General features: G+C 60.9%; 14 protein-coding genes and 1 tRNA gene. 11 read left to right on the plus strand and 4 right to left on the minus strand.

What is annotated here, in order from left to right:
- Together OVA07_RS11880 and OVA07_RS11885 are read right to left on the minus strand one after the other, a co-directional pair.
- Positions 1-336, minus strand: coding sequence for a cell division protein ZapA (locus OVA07_RS11880; protein ID WP_268171631.1), 336 nt, complete (start codon positions 334-336; stop codon positions 1-3).
- A gap of 10 nt (positions 337-346) precedes the next feature.
- On the minus strand, positions 347-553 hold the full coding sequence (locus OVA07_RS11885; RefSeq protein ID WP_268171632.1) for a hypothetical protein: 207 nt from the start codon (positions 551-553) through the stop codon (positions 347-349).
- 234 nt (positions 554-787) lie between these two features.
- On the opposite strand from OVA07_RS11885, the gene tkt reads away from it, so the two are divergent.
- From tkt to thiE, 6 genes are all read left to right on the plus strand, one after another.
- Positions 788-2,752, plus strand: a complete 1,965-nt coding sequence (tkt, locus tag OVA07_RS11890) for a transketolase (protein WP_268171633.1) — start codon at positions 788-790, stop codon at positions 2,750-2,752.
- A 22-nt stretch (positions 2,753-2,774) separates the two neighbouring features.
- A complete protein-coding gene (gap, locus tag OVA07_RS11895; RefSeq protein WP_268171634.1) occupies positions 2,775-3,782 on the plus strand; it encodes a type I glyceraldehyde-3-phosphate dehydrogenase in 1,008 nt (335 codons plus the stop codon).
- A 14-nt stretch (positions 3,783-3,796) separates the two neighbouring features.
- Positions 3,797-4,264 (plus strand): MOSC domain-containing protein, encoded by a 468-nt coding sequence (locus OVA07_RS11900; RefSeq protein ID WP_268171636.1) that lies wholly within the window; start codon positions 3,797-3,799, stop codon positions 4,262-4,264.
- Positions 4,261-5,460 (plus strand): phosphoglycerate kinase, encoded by a 1,200-nt coding sequence (locus OVA07_RS11905; protein ID WP_268171637.1) that lies wholly within the window; start codon positions 4,261-4,263, stop codon positions 5,458-5,460. Before OVA07_RS11900 ends, OVA07_RS11905 begins: the two co-directional genes overlap by 4 nt.
- 171 nt (positions 5,461-5,631) lie before the next feature.
- Entirely contained in the window at positions 5,632-6,537 is a 906-nt protein-coding gene (locus OVA07_RS11910) for a fructose bisphosphate aldolase (protein WP_268171639.1), read from the plus strand.
- 104 nt (positions 6,538-6,641) lie between these two features.
- Positions 6,642-7,286, plus strand: a complete 645-nt coding sequence (thiE, locus tag OVA07_RS11915; protein WP_268171640.1) for a thiamine phosphate synthase — start codon at positions 6,642-6,644, stop codon at positions 7,284-7,286.
- Here the strand turns inward: thiE and OVA07_RS11920 are convergent.
- On the minus strand, positions 7,277-8,395 hold the full coding sequence (locus OVA07_RS11920) for an NAD(P)-dependent alcohol dehydrogenase (protein WP_268171641.1): 1,119 nt from the start codon (positions 8,393-8,395) through the stop codon (positions 7,277-7,279). The genes thiE and OVA07_RS11920 overlap by 10 nt on opposite strands.
- Positions 8,396-8,536: 141 nt before the next feature.
- Between OVA07_RS11920 and OVA07_RS11925 the strand changes: the two genes are divergently transcribed.
- On the plus strand, positions 8,537-10,498 hold the full coding sequence (locus OVA07_RS11925; protein ID WP_268171643.1) for an OPT family oligopeptide transporter: 1,962 nt from the start codon (positions 8,537-8,539) through the stop codon (positions 10,496-10,498).
- On the opposite strand, the gene OVA07_RS11930 is transcribed toward OVA07_RS11925, so the two are convergent.
- The gene (locus OVA07_RS11930) at positions 10,495-10,878 is read right to left on the minus strand and encodes a hypothetical protein (protein WP_268171644.1); all 384 of its coding nucleotides are present in this window, start codon (positions 10,876-10,878) and stop codon (positions 10,495-10,497) included. The two genes, OVA07_RS11925 and OVA07_RS11930, sit on opposite strands and share 4 nt — an antisense overlap.
- Before the next feature lie 107 nt (positions 10,879-10,985).
- Between OVA07_RS11930 and efp the strand changes: the two genes are divergently transcribed.
- The 4 genes from efp to OVA07_RS11950 all read left to right on the plus strand — a co-directional run bounded on the left by efp (position 10,986) and on the right by OVA07_RS11950 (position 13,884).
- The gene (gene efp / locus OVA07_RS11935; RefSeq protein WP_268171646.1) at positions 10,986-11,549 is read left to right on the plus strand and encodes an elongation factor P; all 564 of its coding nucleotides are present in this window, start codon (positions 10,986-10,988) and stop codon (positions 11,547-11,549) included.
- Between the two features lie 3 nt (positions 11,550-11,552).
- Complete coding sequence (locus OVA07_RS11940) at positions 11,553-12,377, plus strand: inositol monophosphatase family protein (protein ID WP_268171647.1); 825 nt, start codon at positions 11,553-11,555, stop codon at positions 12,375-12,377.
- Between the two features lie 44 nt (positions 12,378-12,421).
- Positions 12,422-12,505: transfer RNA gene (locus tag OVA07_RS11945), tRNA-Leu, on the plus strand.
- A 53-nt stretch (positions 12,506-12,558) separates the two neighbouring features.
- On the plus strand, positions 12,559-13,884 hold the full coding sequence (locus OVA07_RS11950) for an amidohydrolase (RefSeq protein ID WP_268171648.1): 1,326 nt from the start codon (positions 12,559-12,561) through the stop codon (positions 13,882-13,884).
- Positions 13,885-13,892 lie beyond the last annotated feature (8 nt).

Below are 13,892 nucleotides of genomic sequence, written 5' to 3' on the forward strand. Positions count from 1 at the left end.
CTAGGCGTTCGCAGCGGTTTCCTCAAGGGCAGAGGCGAGTTTTTCAAGCCTCTCTGCCAGACTTGTGATTCGCGCTGCAGCAGCCTCGGTCCGTTCATTGTTGACCGGCACTGCGCTTCCGGCTTGCGGTGTTGGTGAATGGCGGTGCACTTCGTGCAGTTCGTCTGCCAGCATCAGTCCCGCAAACAGTAGCATTCGCGCCTCACCCTGACCGCTGCCGATCTTCTTCGCGCGCTCGTCCACCATGCGGCCCAGCATTTCGACATGCGCTTCATCGCCGTCCGGGCACGACACGACAAACTGCCGCCCGCCGATGGAAAGGTTGAGATTGCTCATATCGGAACGCTCACTTTGGTAGACTGGCCAGCAGCAGGTCCAACTGGCGCAATTCCTGCGCCACGGTATCCTTCAGCTTACGGTGCCGAGCTTTCAGCGACGCAAGCTCGTGGCCTGCACCGCCGTTCCGGTCCGTCTGATGTGCAATCGCCCCCTCGACCCGCGAAAGCGCTTGCTCAAGCCGGCCCAGCGCGGCGTCCAATGTGTCCGTCGCCATGATGCCGGACGCTACCACATTGCGCGGTCATCGCAACCGCTCTGGCCAGATTATGCGCAGACAGCGCAAGACAAATGCATGATGGTTGCTCAAAGTGTGTTGCACCGCACCCAATGACTTGTCCGGCAGCCTTGACCGGGGGGGCTGTGGTGACCAAAGAGGCCCGGCTCCGAATCATCGGGAATCGTGCAAAGCTTGGCGCATCTGCACGAACAGGAAGGGCTTTTTTCAAGCATGACACGCGAAACCACCGCGCTGGCACCCATGGCCAACGCGATCCGTGCGCTTGCCATGGACGCAGTCCAGGCAGCCAATTCCGGCCACCCCGGCATGCCGATGGGCATGGCAGATGTGGCAACGGTGCTGTGGACGCAGTTCCTGAAGCATGATCCCGCTGCCCCGCAGTGGTCTGATCGTGACCGCTTCGTCTTGTCGGCAGGGCATGGCTCGATGCTGATTTACGCTTTGTTGCACCTGTCCGGCTATGCCAGCCCGACGATGGATGACATTCGCAAGTTCCGCCAGATGGACAGCGTTTGCGCAGGGCACCCAGAAAACTTCCTGATCGATGGCGTGGAATGCACCACCGGTCCGCTGGGGCAGGGTCTTGCCATGGCAGTTGGCTTTGCCATGGCTGAACGCCACCTCAACGCGCACTTCGGCGACGATCTTGTCGATCACAAGACCTGGGTGATCGCCGGTGACGGCTGCTTGATGGAAGGCATCAACCACGAAGCGATCGGCCTTGCCGGAACGCTAAAGCTGGGCCGCCTCAACGTCCTGTGGGACGACAACAAGATCACTATCGATGGCGACACGTCGCTTTCGACCAGCGAAGACATTCTTGGCCGCTATGCTGCCAGCGGTTGGCACGTCACGTCGTGCGATGGCCATGACTTTGCCGATATCGCTCGCGCGCTGGCCGAAGCCGCAGCCGATCCGCGCCCGTCGCTGGTTGCCTGCCGCACCGTGATCGGCAAGGGCGCGCCCAACAAGCAGGGGGGGCATAACGTCCACGGATCGCCGCTGGGCGCTGATGAAATCGCCGCCGCGCGCGAATATCTGGGCTGGACCTCGGCGCCGTTTGAAGTGCCCGCCGATATTCTCGCCAACTGGCGTTCGTCTGCGCAGGCCGGGCAAGCGGCTCATGCCGAATGGGAAAAGCGCGCCGCTGCAAATCCTCAGGCTGCCGAACTTGCCCGCCGCATGACTGGGGACCTTCCGGCTGACACCGGCTATGACGCTTATATCCAGTCGCTGATCGCCAACCCACCCAAGGTTGCGACCCGCAAGTCGAGCGAAATGGCGCTGGAAGCTTTCACCGCTAACGTGCCCGAAATGGTCGGTGGTTCGGCTGACCTCACCGGTTCGAACAACACCAAGACCAAGTCGACCACGCCGTTCACGCCTGAAAGCTATGACGGTCGCTATGTCTATTATGGCATCCGCGAATTCGGCATGGCTGCGGCAATGAACGGCATGGCGCTGCATGGCGGCATCATTCCTTACGGTGGCACCTTCCTGGTGTTCGCGGACTATTGCCGCAATGCCGTGCGCATGTCTGCGCTTCAGCATCAGCGCGTAGTCTATGTTTTCACGCACGATTCCATCGGCCTTGGCGAAGATGGCCCGACCCATCAGCCGGTCGAACACGTCATGTCGCTGCGCATGATCCCGAACCTGCTGGTGTTCCGCCCGGCTGACGCGATTGAAACCGCCGAAGCATGGGCGCTGGCTCTGGCCAACAAGGATCGCCCTTCGGTCCTCGCGCTTACCCGCCAGAACCTGCCCCCGGTCCGTTTCGATGCCGAGATGAAGAGCGCCAAGGGTGCGTATCGGCTGGTTGAAGCACAGGCCGCACGCAAGGTCGTACTGCTTGCGACTGGTTCGGAAGTGGCCGTTGCCAAGGACGTTGCCGCCGCGCTAGAGGCTCAAGGGCTGGGCGCGGATGTCGTATCGGTCCCCTGCTGGGAACTGTTCGATGAACAGGACGCCGCCTATAAGGCTGATGTGCTGCCTTCCGATGCGCTGAAAGTCTCGATCGAGGCTGGCGTCACCCTTGGCTGGCAAAAGTATGTCGGCGATGGTCTGACCATCGGCATCGACACGTTCGGTGCATCTGCCCCGGCAGAAGTGCTGTTCGACCATTTCGGCCTGACGGCCGACAAGATTGTCCCGCAAATTCTCTCGCGGGTTTAATAATTTAACAGGAGAACCTCCCATGGCGATCAAGGTTGCGATCAACGGTTTCGGACGTATCGGGCGCAATGTCGCTCGCGCTATCCTCGAACGGCCCGATTGCGGCCTTGAGCTTGTCTCGATCAACGATCTGGCCGATGCCAAGGCCAATGCGCTCCTGTTCAAGCGTGACAGCGTGCATGGCGCCTTTGCTGGCGAAGTGTCGGTCGACGGCAACGATCTGATCGTGAATGGCAAGCGCATTCAGGTTACCGCTGAACGCGATCCGGCAAACCTGCCGCATGCCGCCAACGGCATCGACATCGCGCTGGAATGCACCGGCTTCTTCACCAACCGTGATGGCGGCCAGAAGCATCTGGATGCAGGCGCCAAGCGCGTGCTGATCTCGGCTCCTGCCAAGAACGTCGACCTTACCGTCGTTTATGGTGTGAACCACGAAAAGCTGACCGGCGATCACCTGATCGTGTCGAACGCTTCGTGCACCACCAACTGCCTCGCGCCGATGGCCAAGGTTCTGCATGAATCGATCGGGATTGAACGTGGCCTGATGACCACGATCCACTCGTACACCAACGATCAGAAGATCCTCGACCAGATCCACAGCGATCCGCGTCGCGCCCGCGCTGCTGCGATGAACATGATCCCGACCAGCACCGGCGCGGCCGTTGCCGTGGGTGAAGTTCTGCCAGACCTCAAGGGCAAGCTGGACGGTTCGTCGATCCGCGTTCCGACCCCGAACGTCTCGGTCGTCGATCTTACCTTCACGCCCAAGCGCGATACTACGGTTGAAGAAGTCAACGGTCTGCTCAAGGCTGCTGCAGAAGGCGCGCTGAAGGGCGTGCTGGGCTTCACCGCAGAACCGCTGGTGTCGATCGACTTCAACCACGATTCGCACTCGTCGACCATCGACAGCCTCGAAACCGCCGTGCTGGAAGGCAAGCTGGTTCGGGTGCTTTCGTGGTACGACAACGAATGGGGCTTCTCCAACCGCATGCTCGACACTGCGGGCGCGATGAGCAAGTTCCTCTAAGAAAGAACTGATCGATGGGGCGTCTTGGCGGCATTGCACGACACGACAGGTCGCGCGGGCCTATCGAGACGCTCGATCATGTTTCCGTGACACGCGCTCTTGGCGTTCACGGCGATTTGCGCGGTGCAATCCGGCCGGGAAAGTCCGGACGGCGGCAGATTTCGCTGATCGAAGCGGAAAGTTGGCAGGCAGCTCTGGCTGATCTGCGGCTTTCCGCCGATCAGATTCTGCCTTGGCATGTGCGCCGAGCCAATCTGCTTGTCGAAGGCATTCGGCTACCGCGCGAAGCGGGCCGGATCATTACCATCGGCAAGACTTTGCGCATCGAAGTTACATGCGAATGCGATCCGTGCAGCCGCATGGACGAAATTCTGCCGGGCTTGAAAGCCGCGCTGCTGCCTGATTGGCGCGGTGGAGTGCTGGGCCGGGTGCTTGCCGATGGCGACATTGCCGTGGGCGATGAAGTGAGGATCGAGCAATGAGCTTCAAGACCCTTGATGACATTTCCGCTGATCTGGGCGACCTGACCGGCAAGACCGTGCTGGTGCGCGAAGACCTCAACGTGCCCATGGCCGATGGTGTGGTCACTGACGATACCCGCCTGCGCGCAACTGTTGCGACATTGAGCGAACTGGCTGACAAGGGCGCAAAGGTTCTCGTCCTTGCGCACTTTGGCCGTCCCAAGGGCCAGCCTTCGGAAGAATTTTCGCTGAGGAAACTGGCAGAACCGCTTGCCCACGTTCTGGGCCGTCCCGTCAGCTATATCGATTGGGAAGGCGACAAAGCCGCCGTTGCCGCGCTTGCGCCTGGTTCCATTGCGGTGCTTGAAAACACACGCTTCTTTGGCGGTGAGGAAAAGAACGATCCTGCGGTGGTCGAGCGTTTCGCCAGTCTTGGCAATATCTACGTCAACGACGCTTTCTCTGCCGCGCACCGCGCGCATGCCTCGACCGAAGGTTTGGCAAGAGCGCTTCCGGCCTACGCCGGACGTGCAATGGAAGCCGAGTTGAAGGCGCTTGAAAAGGCGCTGGGCGAACCTGAACGCCCGGTTGCAGCCGTCGTGGGCGGGGCCAAGGTTTCGACCAAGCTCGACGTGCTCAAGCACCTTGTGACCAAGGTCGATCATCTCATCATCGGCGGTGGTATGGCCAACACCTTCCTCGCCGCCCGCGGCGTTGCGGTAGGCAAGTCGCTGTGCGAACACGATCTGACGGCCACGGCAGAGGAAATTCTCGACAACGCCGACAAGGCCGGATGCACCGTGCATCTGCCTTATGACGTTGTGGTGTCGAAGGAATTTGCTGCCAACCCGGTGTCCCTGCGTATCAGCAATGTTCACGAAGTTGCGGCCGACGAAATGATCCTCGATGTTGGCCCTGTCGCAGTGGAAGCGCTGGGCGATGTGCTGAAGACCTGCAAGACGCTGGTGTGGAACGGCCCGATGGGAGCGTTTGAAACGGAACCGTTTGATGCGGCTACTGTTGCACTGGCGAAGACCGCTGCTGCACTGACCCGCGAAGGTTCGCTGGTGTCGGTTGCAGGTGGCGGCGATACTGTCGCCGCGCTCAACCATGCCGGTGTTGCGGCTGATTTCTCCTATATTTCGACGGCGGGCGGTGCCTTCCTTGAATGGATGGAAGGCAAGGAACTGCCGGGCGTGGCTGCGCTCCAGCGGTAATTTTTTCAAGGCGCGTGTTGCACTGCGGCACGCGCCTGTTTATGGCGCATATTTGCATAGGTATGCGCCGTTTCAGACGCTTTCCCCGATTGGGAAGCGTCTTTTTAAAGCGCATTTACGCATAGGTATGCGGAGCCGTCATCCGGCTCCCGGCAAAGACAGGACGGGCTGATGAACACGACCGAAATGACTGCGAAGATGGCCTCTGGTAACGGCTTCATTGCCGCTCTCGATCAGTCGGGCGGCTCCACGCCCAAGGCACTCAAGGGCTATGGCGTTGAAGAAGGTGCATGGAATTCCGAAGAGGAAATGTTCGGCCTGATCCACGAAATGCGCGCCCGCATCATCCGTTCCGCTGCATTTGACGGTTCCAAGGTGATCGGCGCAATCCTGTTCGAACGCACCATGGACGGTACCGTTGATGGCAAACCGACGCCCGCCGCGCTGATCGAAAAGGGTGTCGTGCCGTTCATCAAGATCGACAAGGGCCTGGAAGACGAAGCCAATGGCGTGCAACTGATGAAGCCCATGCCGACGCTGGATGATCTGCTCGTCCGGTCAAAGGCGCTGGGCGTCTATGGCACCAAGGAACGCTCGGTTATCAACTCTGCCAACCGTGAAGGCATTGCCGCCGTGGTCGCGCAGCAGTTCGCAGTAGGCCTTAAGGTGCTGGGACACGGCCTGATGCCGATCATCGAACCCGAAGTGAACATCAAGAGCGAAACGCGCGCGGAATGTGACGCCATCCTGCTTGATGAAATCCTCAAGGCGCTCGATGCGCTGCCCGAAGGCACGCAGGTCATGCTCAAGCTGTCGCTGCCGATTGTTCCGGGCACGTTCGAGCCGCTTGTATCTCACCCCAAGGTGCTGCGCGTGGTTGCGCTGTCGGGCGGCTACAAGCGCCCCGAAGCCTGCGCCGAACTGGCGAAGAACAATGGCATCATCGCCAGCTTCAGCCGCGCCCTTCTTGAAGACCTGCGCGCACCGATGACCGATGCCGAATTTGATGCGGCCCTCGGTTCGGCAATCGACGAAATCTACACCGGCTCTACGACCAAGAACCTCGTCGCCGCATAAACATTACCGTTTGAGAGGACGGCAAAGGCACGCCCTGCGCCCGGCACAAGCTGGGGCAGGGCGTTTTTCTTGCCCCTTGCGCTTTGTCTCGATAAGGCGCGGCCATGGCCAGACTTGCATCCGAACTTTACCTGATCTCCCCGCTCGACGTCACGGGCACTTTCCCTGATCGCCTTGCCCGAGCGCTTGATGCTGGGCCGGTTGCTGCGTTCCAGTTTCGCGTAAAAGGGCTGGACGATCACGCTGCTGCCCCGCTGGCCGAACCGCTTCAGCGCATCTGCGCGGATCGCAACGTGGCCTTCATTGTCAACGATTCTGTTTCTTTGGCCAAACGCCTTGGCGCCGATGGCGTTCATCTGGGGCAGGACGATGGCGATGTTGCCGAAGCGCGCGAGCGTCTTGGCCGCGACGTGCAGATTGGCGTCACTTGCCACGATAGCCGCCACATGGCGATGGAGGCGGGCGAACTGGGCGCAGATTACGTGGCGTTCGGCGCGTTCTTTCCGTCCAGCACCAAGGAAACCAAGCACCACGCCACGCTGGAACTGCTGGAGTTCTGGCAACACCTTTTCGCGCTGCCTTGCGTGGCCATTGGTGGCATCACGCCTGAAAACTGCGCCCCACTGGTGACTGCGGGGGCAGATTTTCTGGCGGTAAGCCATGCGGTGTGGGGGGGCGATGAAGCGGCAGCGGTGGCGGCATTCTTTGACGCCATCCGCGCTGCACCACCCCGTCCCGATTATTCCTGACCGATAGACAGCACCGGCTTCACCACTTTACCGCTCTCGCTCGCGGCAATCGCCTGTTCAATCTGGTTGAACGGGAACACTTCGATCAGCCGTTCATAAGGAAAGCGGCCGGCAAGGTGGTGTTCGATAAGCTCGGTCAGGAAACCCTCGCCGTCACTGTCGCCGCCCAGGATGCCCATCACCCGGCGGCCGCCACCCATGAACGCGGCCTCGTTGAAAGTCAGCAGGTCTGCCGGGTCTGATGCGCCGACGATCCCGGCGATCCCGCGCGGTGCCAGCAGGTTCCACGCATCCTGAATGACCGCGTTGATCCCGGTGGTATCGAACACATAGCCCAAGCCCTGCGTACATAACGCACGGATGCTGTCGATCGCCCCGGCGCGGGCGTTGAAGGCATGCGTCGCGCCCAGTTCACGCGCCAGCGCCAGCCGGTCATCGTTCACGTCCACCGCGATGATAGGGTGCGCGCCTGCAATCTTCGCTGCCATGATCGCCGCCATGCCCACAGTGCCCGCGCCGAACACCGCAATCGGCAAATCTGCACGCACTTTCATGCTGCGCAACACCGCACCCGCGCCGGTCATCAACCCACAACCGATAGGGGCCAGGATGGTCAGCGGGACAGCCGCCGCGCTTTCCGGCACTTTCACCACGTTACGCACAGTGGCGATGGCGTGGGTGGCAAAGGCAGACTGACCAAAGAAGTTGGCGTTTACCTGCGCCCCGCCATCGCCGCGCACGGTTGCTGTCCCATCAGCGCGAGCGCCAGACCAGTTGTGCGCGAAGAAATCATAGCAATAGGTCGGCGCATGATCGGCGCAATTGGGGCACTGGCCGCAACTGTTGAAGCTCATTACCACCCGATCGCCCGGCGCGATGTGTGTGACATCGGCGCCCACTGCTTCCACGACGCCCGCGCCTTCGTGGCCCAGAATGGCGGGCAGGCCTACCGGCAACTGCCCGTCGCGCACGGCCAGGTCAGTGTGGCAGATGCCGCAGGCGACAATCCGCACTCGCAATTCATCTGGCCGTAAATCAGCAAGCTGAACCTGTTCAAAGGTAAAGGCTTTCCCGTGTCCATGGCAAAGCGCGGCAGTTGCAGTGGTCATCCATCTCTCCATGTGCGTCACAAGGCACTTGCTCCATGCGTGCCACTCTCACCCGTCCTTTGTCCACCTGAACCAGCGCCTTCCCATAAAGCCGTGGCCGTGCCAGTAAGTTGCCCTGAAGCGGCAAAGGCGAAGGCACTCATGGCGAACAACACAGCGGCAGGAACTGCAATCCGCGAACTGACGATCCGGGGGGTGATCCTTGGCGCCCTGCTGACCGTCGTGTTCACCGCTGCCAACGTCTATCTTGGGCTGCGTATCGGGTTGACCTTTGCCACATCGATCCCCGCTGCGGTTATTTCCATGGCTGTCCTGCGCGCATTTTCGGGCGCGACGATACAGGAAAACAATATCGTCCAGACCATCGCCAGTTCTGCGGGCACATTGTCTGCCATCGTCTTCGTACTGCCGGGGCTTGTCATGGTCGGGTGGTGGGCCAACTTTCCCTATTGGGAATCGGTCGCGGTCATCGCGGTTGGCGGCGTACTGGGGGTGATGTATTCGGTGCCGCTTCGCCGTGCGCTGGTCACCGGATCAGACCTGCCATACCCCGAAGGCGTCGCCGCTGCTGAAGTGCTGAAAGTGGGCGCGGGCGTTGGCGGGGAAGAGGAAAACCGCAAGGGCCTTGCCGCCGTTACTGCAGGCGGCCTGCTCGCTGCGCTCTACCCGCTGCTCGCCAAGATGAAGCTTGCGGTCGAAGAAGTGGGCGGCGCATTCAAGTTGGGCGGGGGCGGGTCGATGTTGTTCGGCGGTCTGTCGCTGGCGCTCGTCGGCGTGGGCCACCTTGTCGGTATCGCGGTGGGCATGGCCATGCTGCTGGGCATCGTCATCAGCTTCGGATTCCTGCTGCCACAGTTTACTGCCGGGGGTCTGTCTGCGGGCACTGACCTTGCCGATTTCGTCGGCACCGTGTTCCGCCAGAAAATTCGCTTCATCGGCGCAGGCACCATTGGCATCGCCGCAATCTGGACCCTGCTGCGCGTGATCGGCCCCATCATCAAAGGGATTACCGCCGCCATCGCCGCCAACAGCGCGCGCAAAGGCGCAGGCATCGAAAGTCTTGCCCTGACCGAACGCGATATCCCCATCGGCGTGGTTGGTGGCACCATCTTGCTGGCCATGGTGCCCATCGCACTGCTTCTGGCCGATTTTGCTGCCGGTGGCCCGGTTGCAGGCGCGCTTGGCATGTCACTGGTGGCATCGGTGCTTTATGTTCTGGTCGCGGGCATCGTGATCGCATCGGTCTGCGGTTATATGGCGGGCCTGATCGGCGCATCGAACAGCCCGATTTCCGGTGTTGGCATCCTTGCCGCACTGGGCATTTCGCTGCTTCTGCTCGGCCTGTTCGGCCAAGGCAATTCGGAATCCGATACTAAAGCGCTGGTTGCCTTTGCGCTATTCGTTACCGCCATCGTGTTTGGTGTGGCCACCATTTCCAACGATAACCTGCAGGATCTCAAGACCGGTCAGCTGGTCGGGGCAACGCCATGGCGTCAACAGGTGGCGCTGGTGCTGGGCGTGCTGTTCGGCGCGCTGGTGATCCCGCCTATTCTCGATCTGCTCAATTCGACATTCGGTTTTCAGGGCGCACCGGGGGCAGGGGAGAACGCCCTCTCTGCTCCGCAGGCCGCACTCATTTCCGCCATTGCGCAGGGCGTGCTGGGCGGCAGTCTGGATTGGAACCTTGTCGGCCTTGGTGCTGCTATCGGCGCAGGCGTGATCCTTGCCGATGAACTGCTCAGGAAATCGGGCAAGGGCGCTTTGCCGCCGCTGGCCGTGGGCATGGGTATGTATCTGCCAACGCAAGTGACCATGCTGGTCATCGTCGGCACGGTGCTTGGCCATTTTTACAACCGTTGGGCCGCGCGCCAGTCTGCGCCCGATCTTGCCGAACGTATGGGCGTGTTGACCGCCACCGGCCTGATCGTGGGCGATAGCCTGTTCAACATCGCCTATGCGGCCATCGTTGCCAGTACCGACAATCCTGATGCACTGGCCGTAGTGGACAATTTCCCTGCCGCACTGCCGCTGGGCGTAGCCGTGTTCACAACGATCATCGCCTACGCCTATTGGCGGATGCGGCGCGATGGGCGAACGGCCTAACCGGGTGTGGCGATGTTTACCGGCCCGGCGTGAACGCAACGAAGGCCGGTCTGCGCGTCGCCCTGTCCCAGTTCGCGCATGATTTCCGTGCCGTCCATGACAAAGCGGCGACCTGAAAACACCCCGCTGGTCAGCATCAGCCGGTCTGCCAGCAGCAGATAGGAACCCCGGTTGCCATCGGGCGCGATATAGCTGGAATCAGGCACAATGCGAAAACCGAGGTCCGGTTTGGCCACAGGCATCACCGTGGCGTCTCCGGGAATTTCGCACGTCCAGTCGCCCTGCGCCAGCGTTTGCAACTTGCCGCCCGGCACCGCGCCTGCCACACCGGCAAGGCTGAAAAGGGGCAGGGCGATGAGGGCAAGGGTCACATGCTTCATGGAAATGGGCGCTAGCATGCGACGCCCGCTTGAAGCAATCGCCTGCGTCGGCTAAGGGCCGCGCTTCCTTACTTTCGGTCCTTCCTTTAATTAAGGCTCTTTCCATCATGAAGATCAGCGGCGTGGACATCCGTCCGGGCAATATCCTGGAATACGAAAAGGGCATCTGGAAGGTTGCCAAGACCCAGCATACCCAGCCCGGCAAGGGCGGCGCGTTCATGCAGGTCGAAATGAAGAACCTGATCGATGGCCGCAAGACCAATGTCCGCTTCCGCAGCGCCGACACGGTTGAGCGCGTGCGCCTCGACACCAAGGATTTCCAGTTCCTTTATGCCGAAGGCGAAGATCTGGTTTTCATGGACGTCGAAACCTACGACCAGATTACCCTTCCCAAGGATCTCCTTGGCGGTGCCGAAGCATTCCTCCAGGATGGCATGACCGCCGTTCTCGAAATGTATGATGATCGCCCGATTTCGGTCCAGCTGCCCGATCAGGTTGAAGCCACCATCGTCGAAGCCGACGCCGTGGTGAAGGGCCAGACCGCTTCGTCTTCCTACAAGCCTGCCATTCTCGACAATGGCGTGCGCGTGATGGTGCCGCCGCACATCGGCAGCGGCACACGCATCATCGTCGACGTTTACGAACGCACTTACGTCGGCAAGGTGGGCTGACGCATGGCAGCCATTTCCGGCCTGATGCGCGTGATGGAACGCGCGGCGCGCAAGGCGGGCGGCCGCCTGCGCCGCGACTTCGGCGAGATCGAGCATCTTCAGGTCAGCAAGAAAGGCCCTGCCGATTTCGTCTCGAAGGCCGATCGCACCGCTGAACGCACCCTGTGGGACGAACTGCGCACAGCCCGTCCGGGCTGGGGCTTCCTGATGGAAGAAGGCGGCGAAATTCCCGGTGAACCGGGCAAGCCGCGCTTCATCATCGATCCGCTCGACGGTACGACCAACTTCCTCCACGGTATCCCGCACTTTGCGATTTCCATCGCGGTGCAGGAACCGACTCTGGATGGTTCGGGCTGGGGTGAAGTGACCGCAGCTCTGGTCTATCAGCCGATCACCGACGAAAGCTTCTGGGCAGAAAAGAGCCAGGGCGCATGGTTGCAGGACCGTCGTCTGCGCGTTTCAGCACGTCGCTATCTCGATGAAGCACTGATTGCCACCGGCATCCCGTTTGCCGGGCGCGGCGACATCAACGAATGGGCACGGATCTATGCCGAACTTGGTCCGCGCATTGCCGGCATCCGTCGCAACGGTGCGGCCTCGCTCGATCTCGCATGGGTCGCTGCGGGCCGTTACGATGGCTATTGGGAAAGCGCGCTTGCACCGTGGGATTCGGCTGCAGGCTGCCTTCTCGTGCGCGAAGCGGGCGGGTTCGTGTCCGATTACAAGGGGCGTTCGCTGCCCATCTGCGACGAAACAATCCTTGCTTGTAACGATGCGCTGCATTCAAAGATCCACAAACTCCTTGTCGGATCGTTGCGAAACGCTTGACCTTTCATCAGGGCACTGGTTAAGGCCCGTGCCCTGATGACGCTGCCCCTGTGGCGGAATGGTAGACGCGAACGACTCAAAATCGTTTGTAGAAATACGTGCCCGTTCGAGTCGGGCCAGGGGCACCATTTTCGCAAAAACAATGTTGTCTAAAGCGCAGCAGAGCTTAGCCTGCGAGGCGATGAAGACTTTGCTCACCGCCGCTTCGGCCTTCGCGCTTTCTGCTGTTCCGGCGCACGCCGATACCTTGCGCGACAGCATCGTCCGTGATCTGCCGGGCTTGATGGAAATCTATCGCGATTTTCACGCCAATCCCGAACTCAGCTTTCAGGAAGTGCGGTCTGCGGCAAAGCTGGCGGCAGAAGCGCGCAAGGCGGGGTTCGAAGTTACTGAAAAGGTGGGCAAGACCGGTGTGGTCGCGGTCCTGCGCAATGGTGCGGGACCGGTCGTACTGATTCGTGCCGATATGGACGGCCTGCCCGTGGTCGAACAGACCGGCCTTCCATACGCCTCAAAGGTGCGCGGAACCTCCACCGCCGGGGTGGAAAGCGGCGTGATGCATGCCTGCGGCCACGATACCCACATGACAGCGTGGATCGAAGTTGCGCGGCTTATGGGGGCCAACCGCAAATTGTGGTCGGGAACGCTGGTGATGATCGGGCAACCCGCTGAAGAAATGGGCCTTGGTGCGCGGGCCATGCTGGATGACGGTCTTTACACCCGCTTCCCCAAGCCTCAGTTCGCGCTGGCTTTTCATGACACCGGCGATCTGCCTTCGGGCGTCATCGGGACAGTTGAAGGTTTCGCGCTGGCCAATGTCGACAGCGTTGATCTGACCGTGCGCGGCCTTGGCGGGCATGGGGCTTATCCCCACACCACCAAAGACCCGATCGTGTTGGCCAGCGCCATCGTTATGCGGCTGCAAATCCTTGTAAGCAGAGAAGAAAGCCCGTTTGATCCAGCTGTGGTAACCGTCGGCAGCTTCCACGCCGGGGCCAAGCACAACATCATTCCCGACGAGGCGCAATTGCAGCTTACCGTGCGCAGTTATGGCGATGCGCAGCGCCAGCGCCTGCTGGATGGCATTGCGAGGATTGCCAAGGGAGAAGCGATTGCTGCGGGTGTGCCGGATGAGCGCATGCCGGTTGTGAACGTGCGTGAACCGCACACGCGGGCTACGTGGAACACTCCTGAATTTACTAGAAAGATCAATGCCATGCTGACAGACCGCTTTGGTGTGGCGCAGGTGGTCAAGGCGCAGATGACCATGGCGGGTGAAGATTTTGGCGAGTTCGGGCGCGCCGATCCGCAAGGTATCGTGTCGTCAATTCTGTGGGTCGGCGGGCGTCCTGCTGCTGAACTGGAAAAGGCGGCCAAGGAAGGCCGTACCCTGCCATCGCTGCACAGCCCATTCTTTGCGCCCGAAGCGGACAAGGTAATTCCCGTTGCAGCAGAGGTACTTGCGTCCACCGCGATGGCCCTGATGCAGCCCGAAAACGCCAAGTGACCTGAACG

Origin of the sequence: Novosphingobium sp. SL115 (assembly GCF_026672515.1) — a bacterium.
Taxonomy (GTDB): Bacteria; Pseudomonadota; Alphaproteobacteria; order Sphingomonadales; family Sphingomonadaceae; genus Novosphingobium.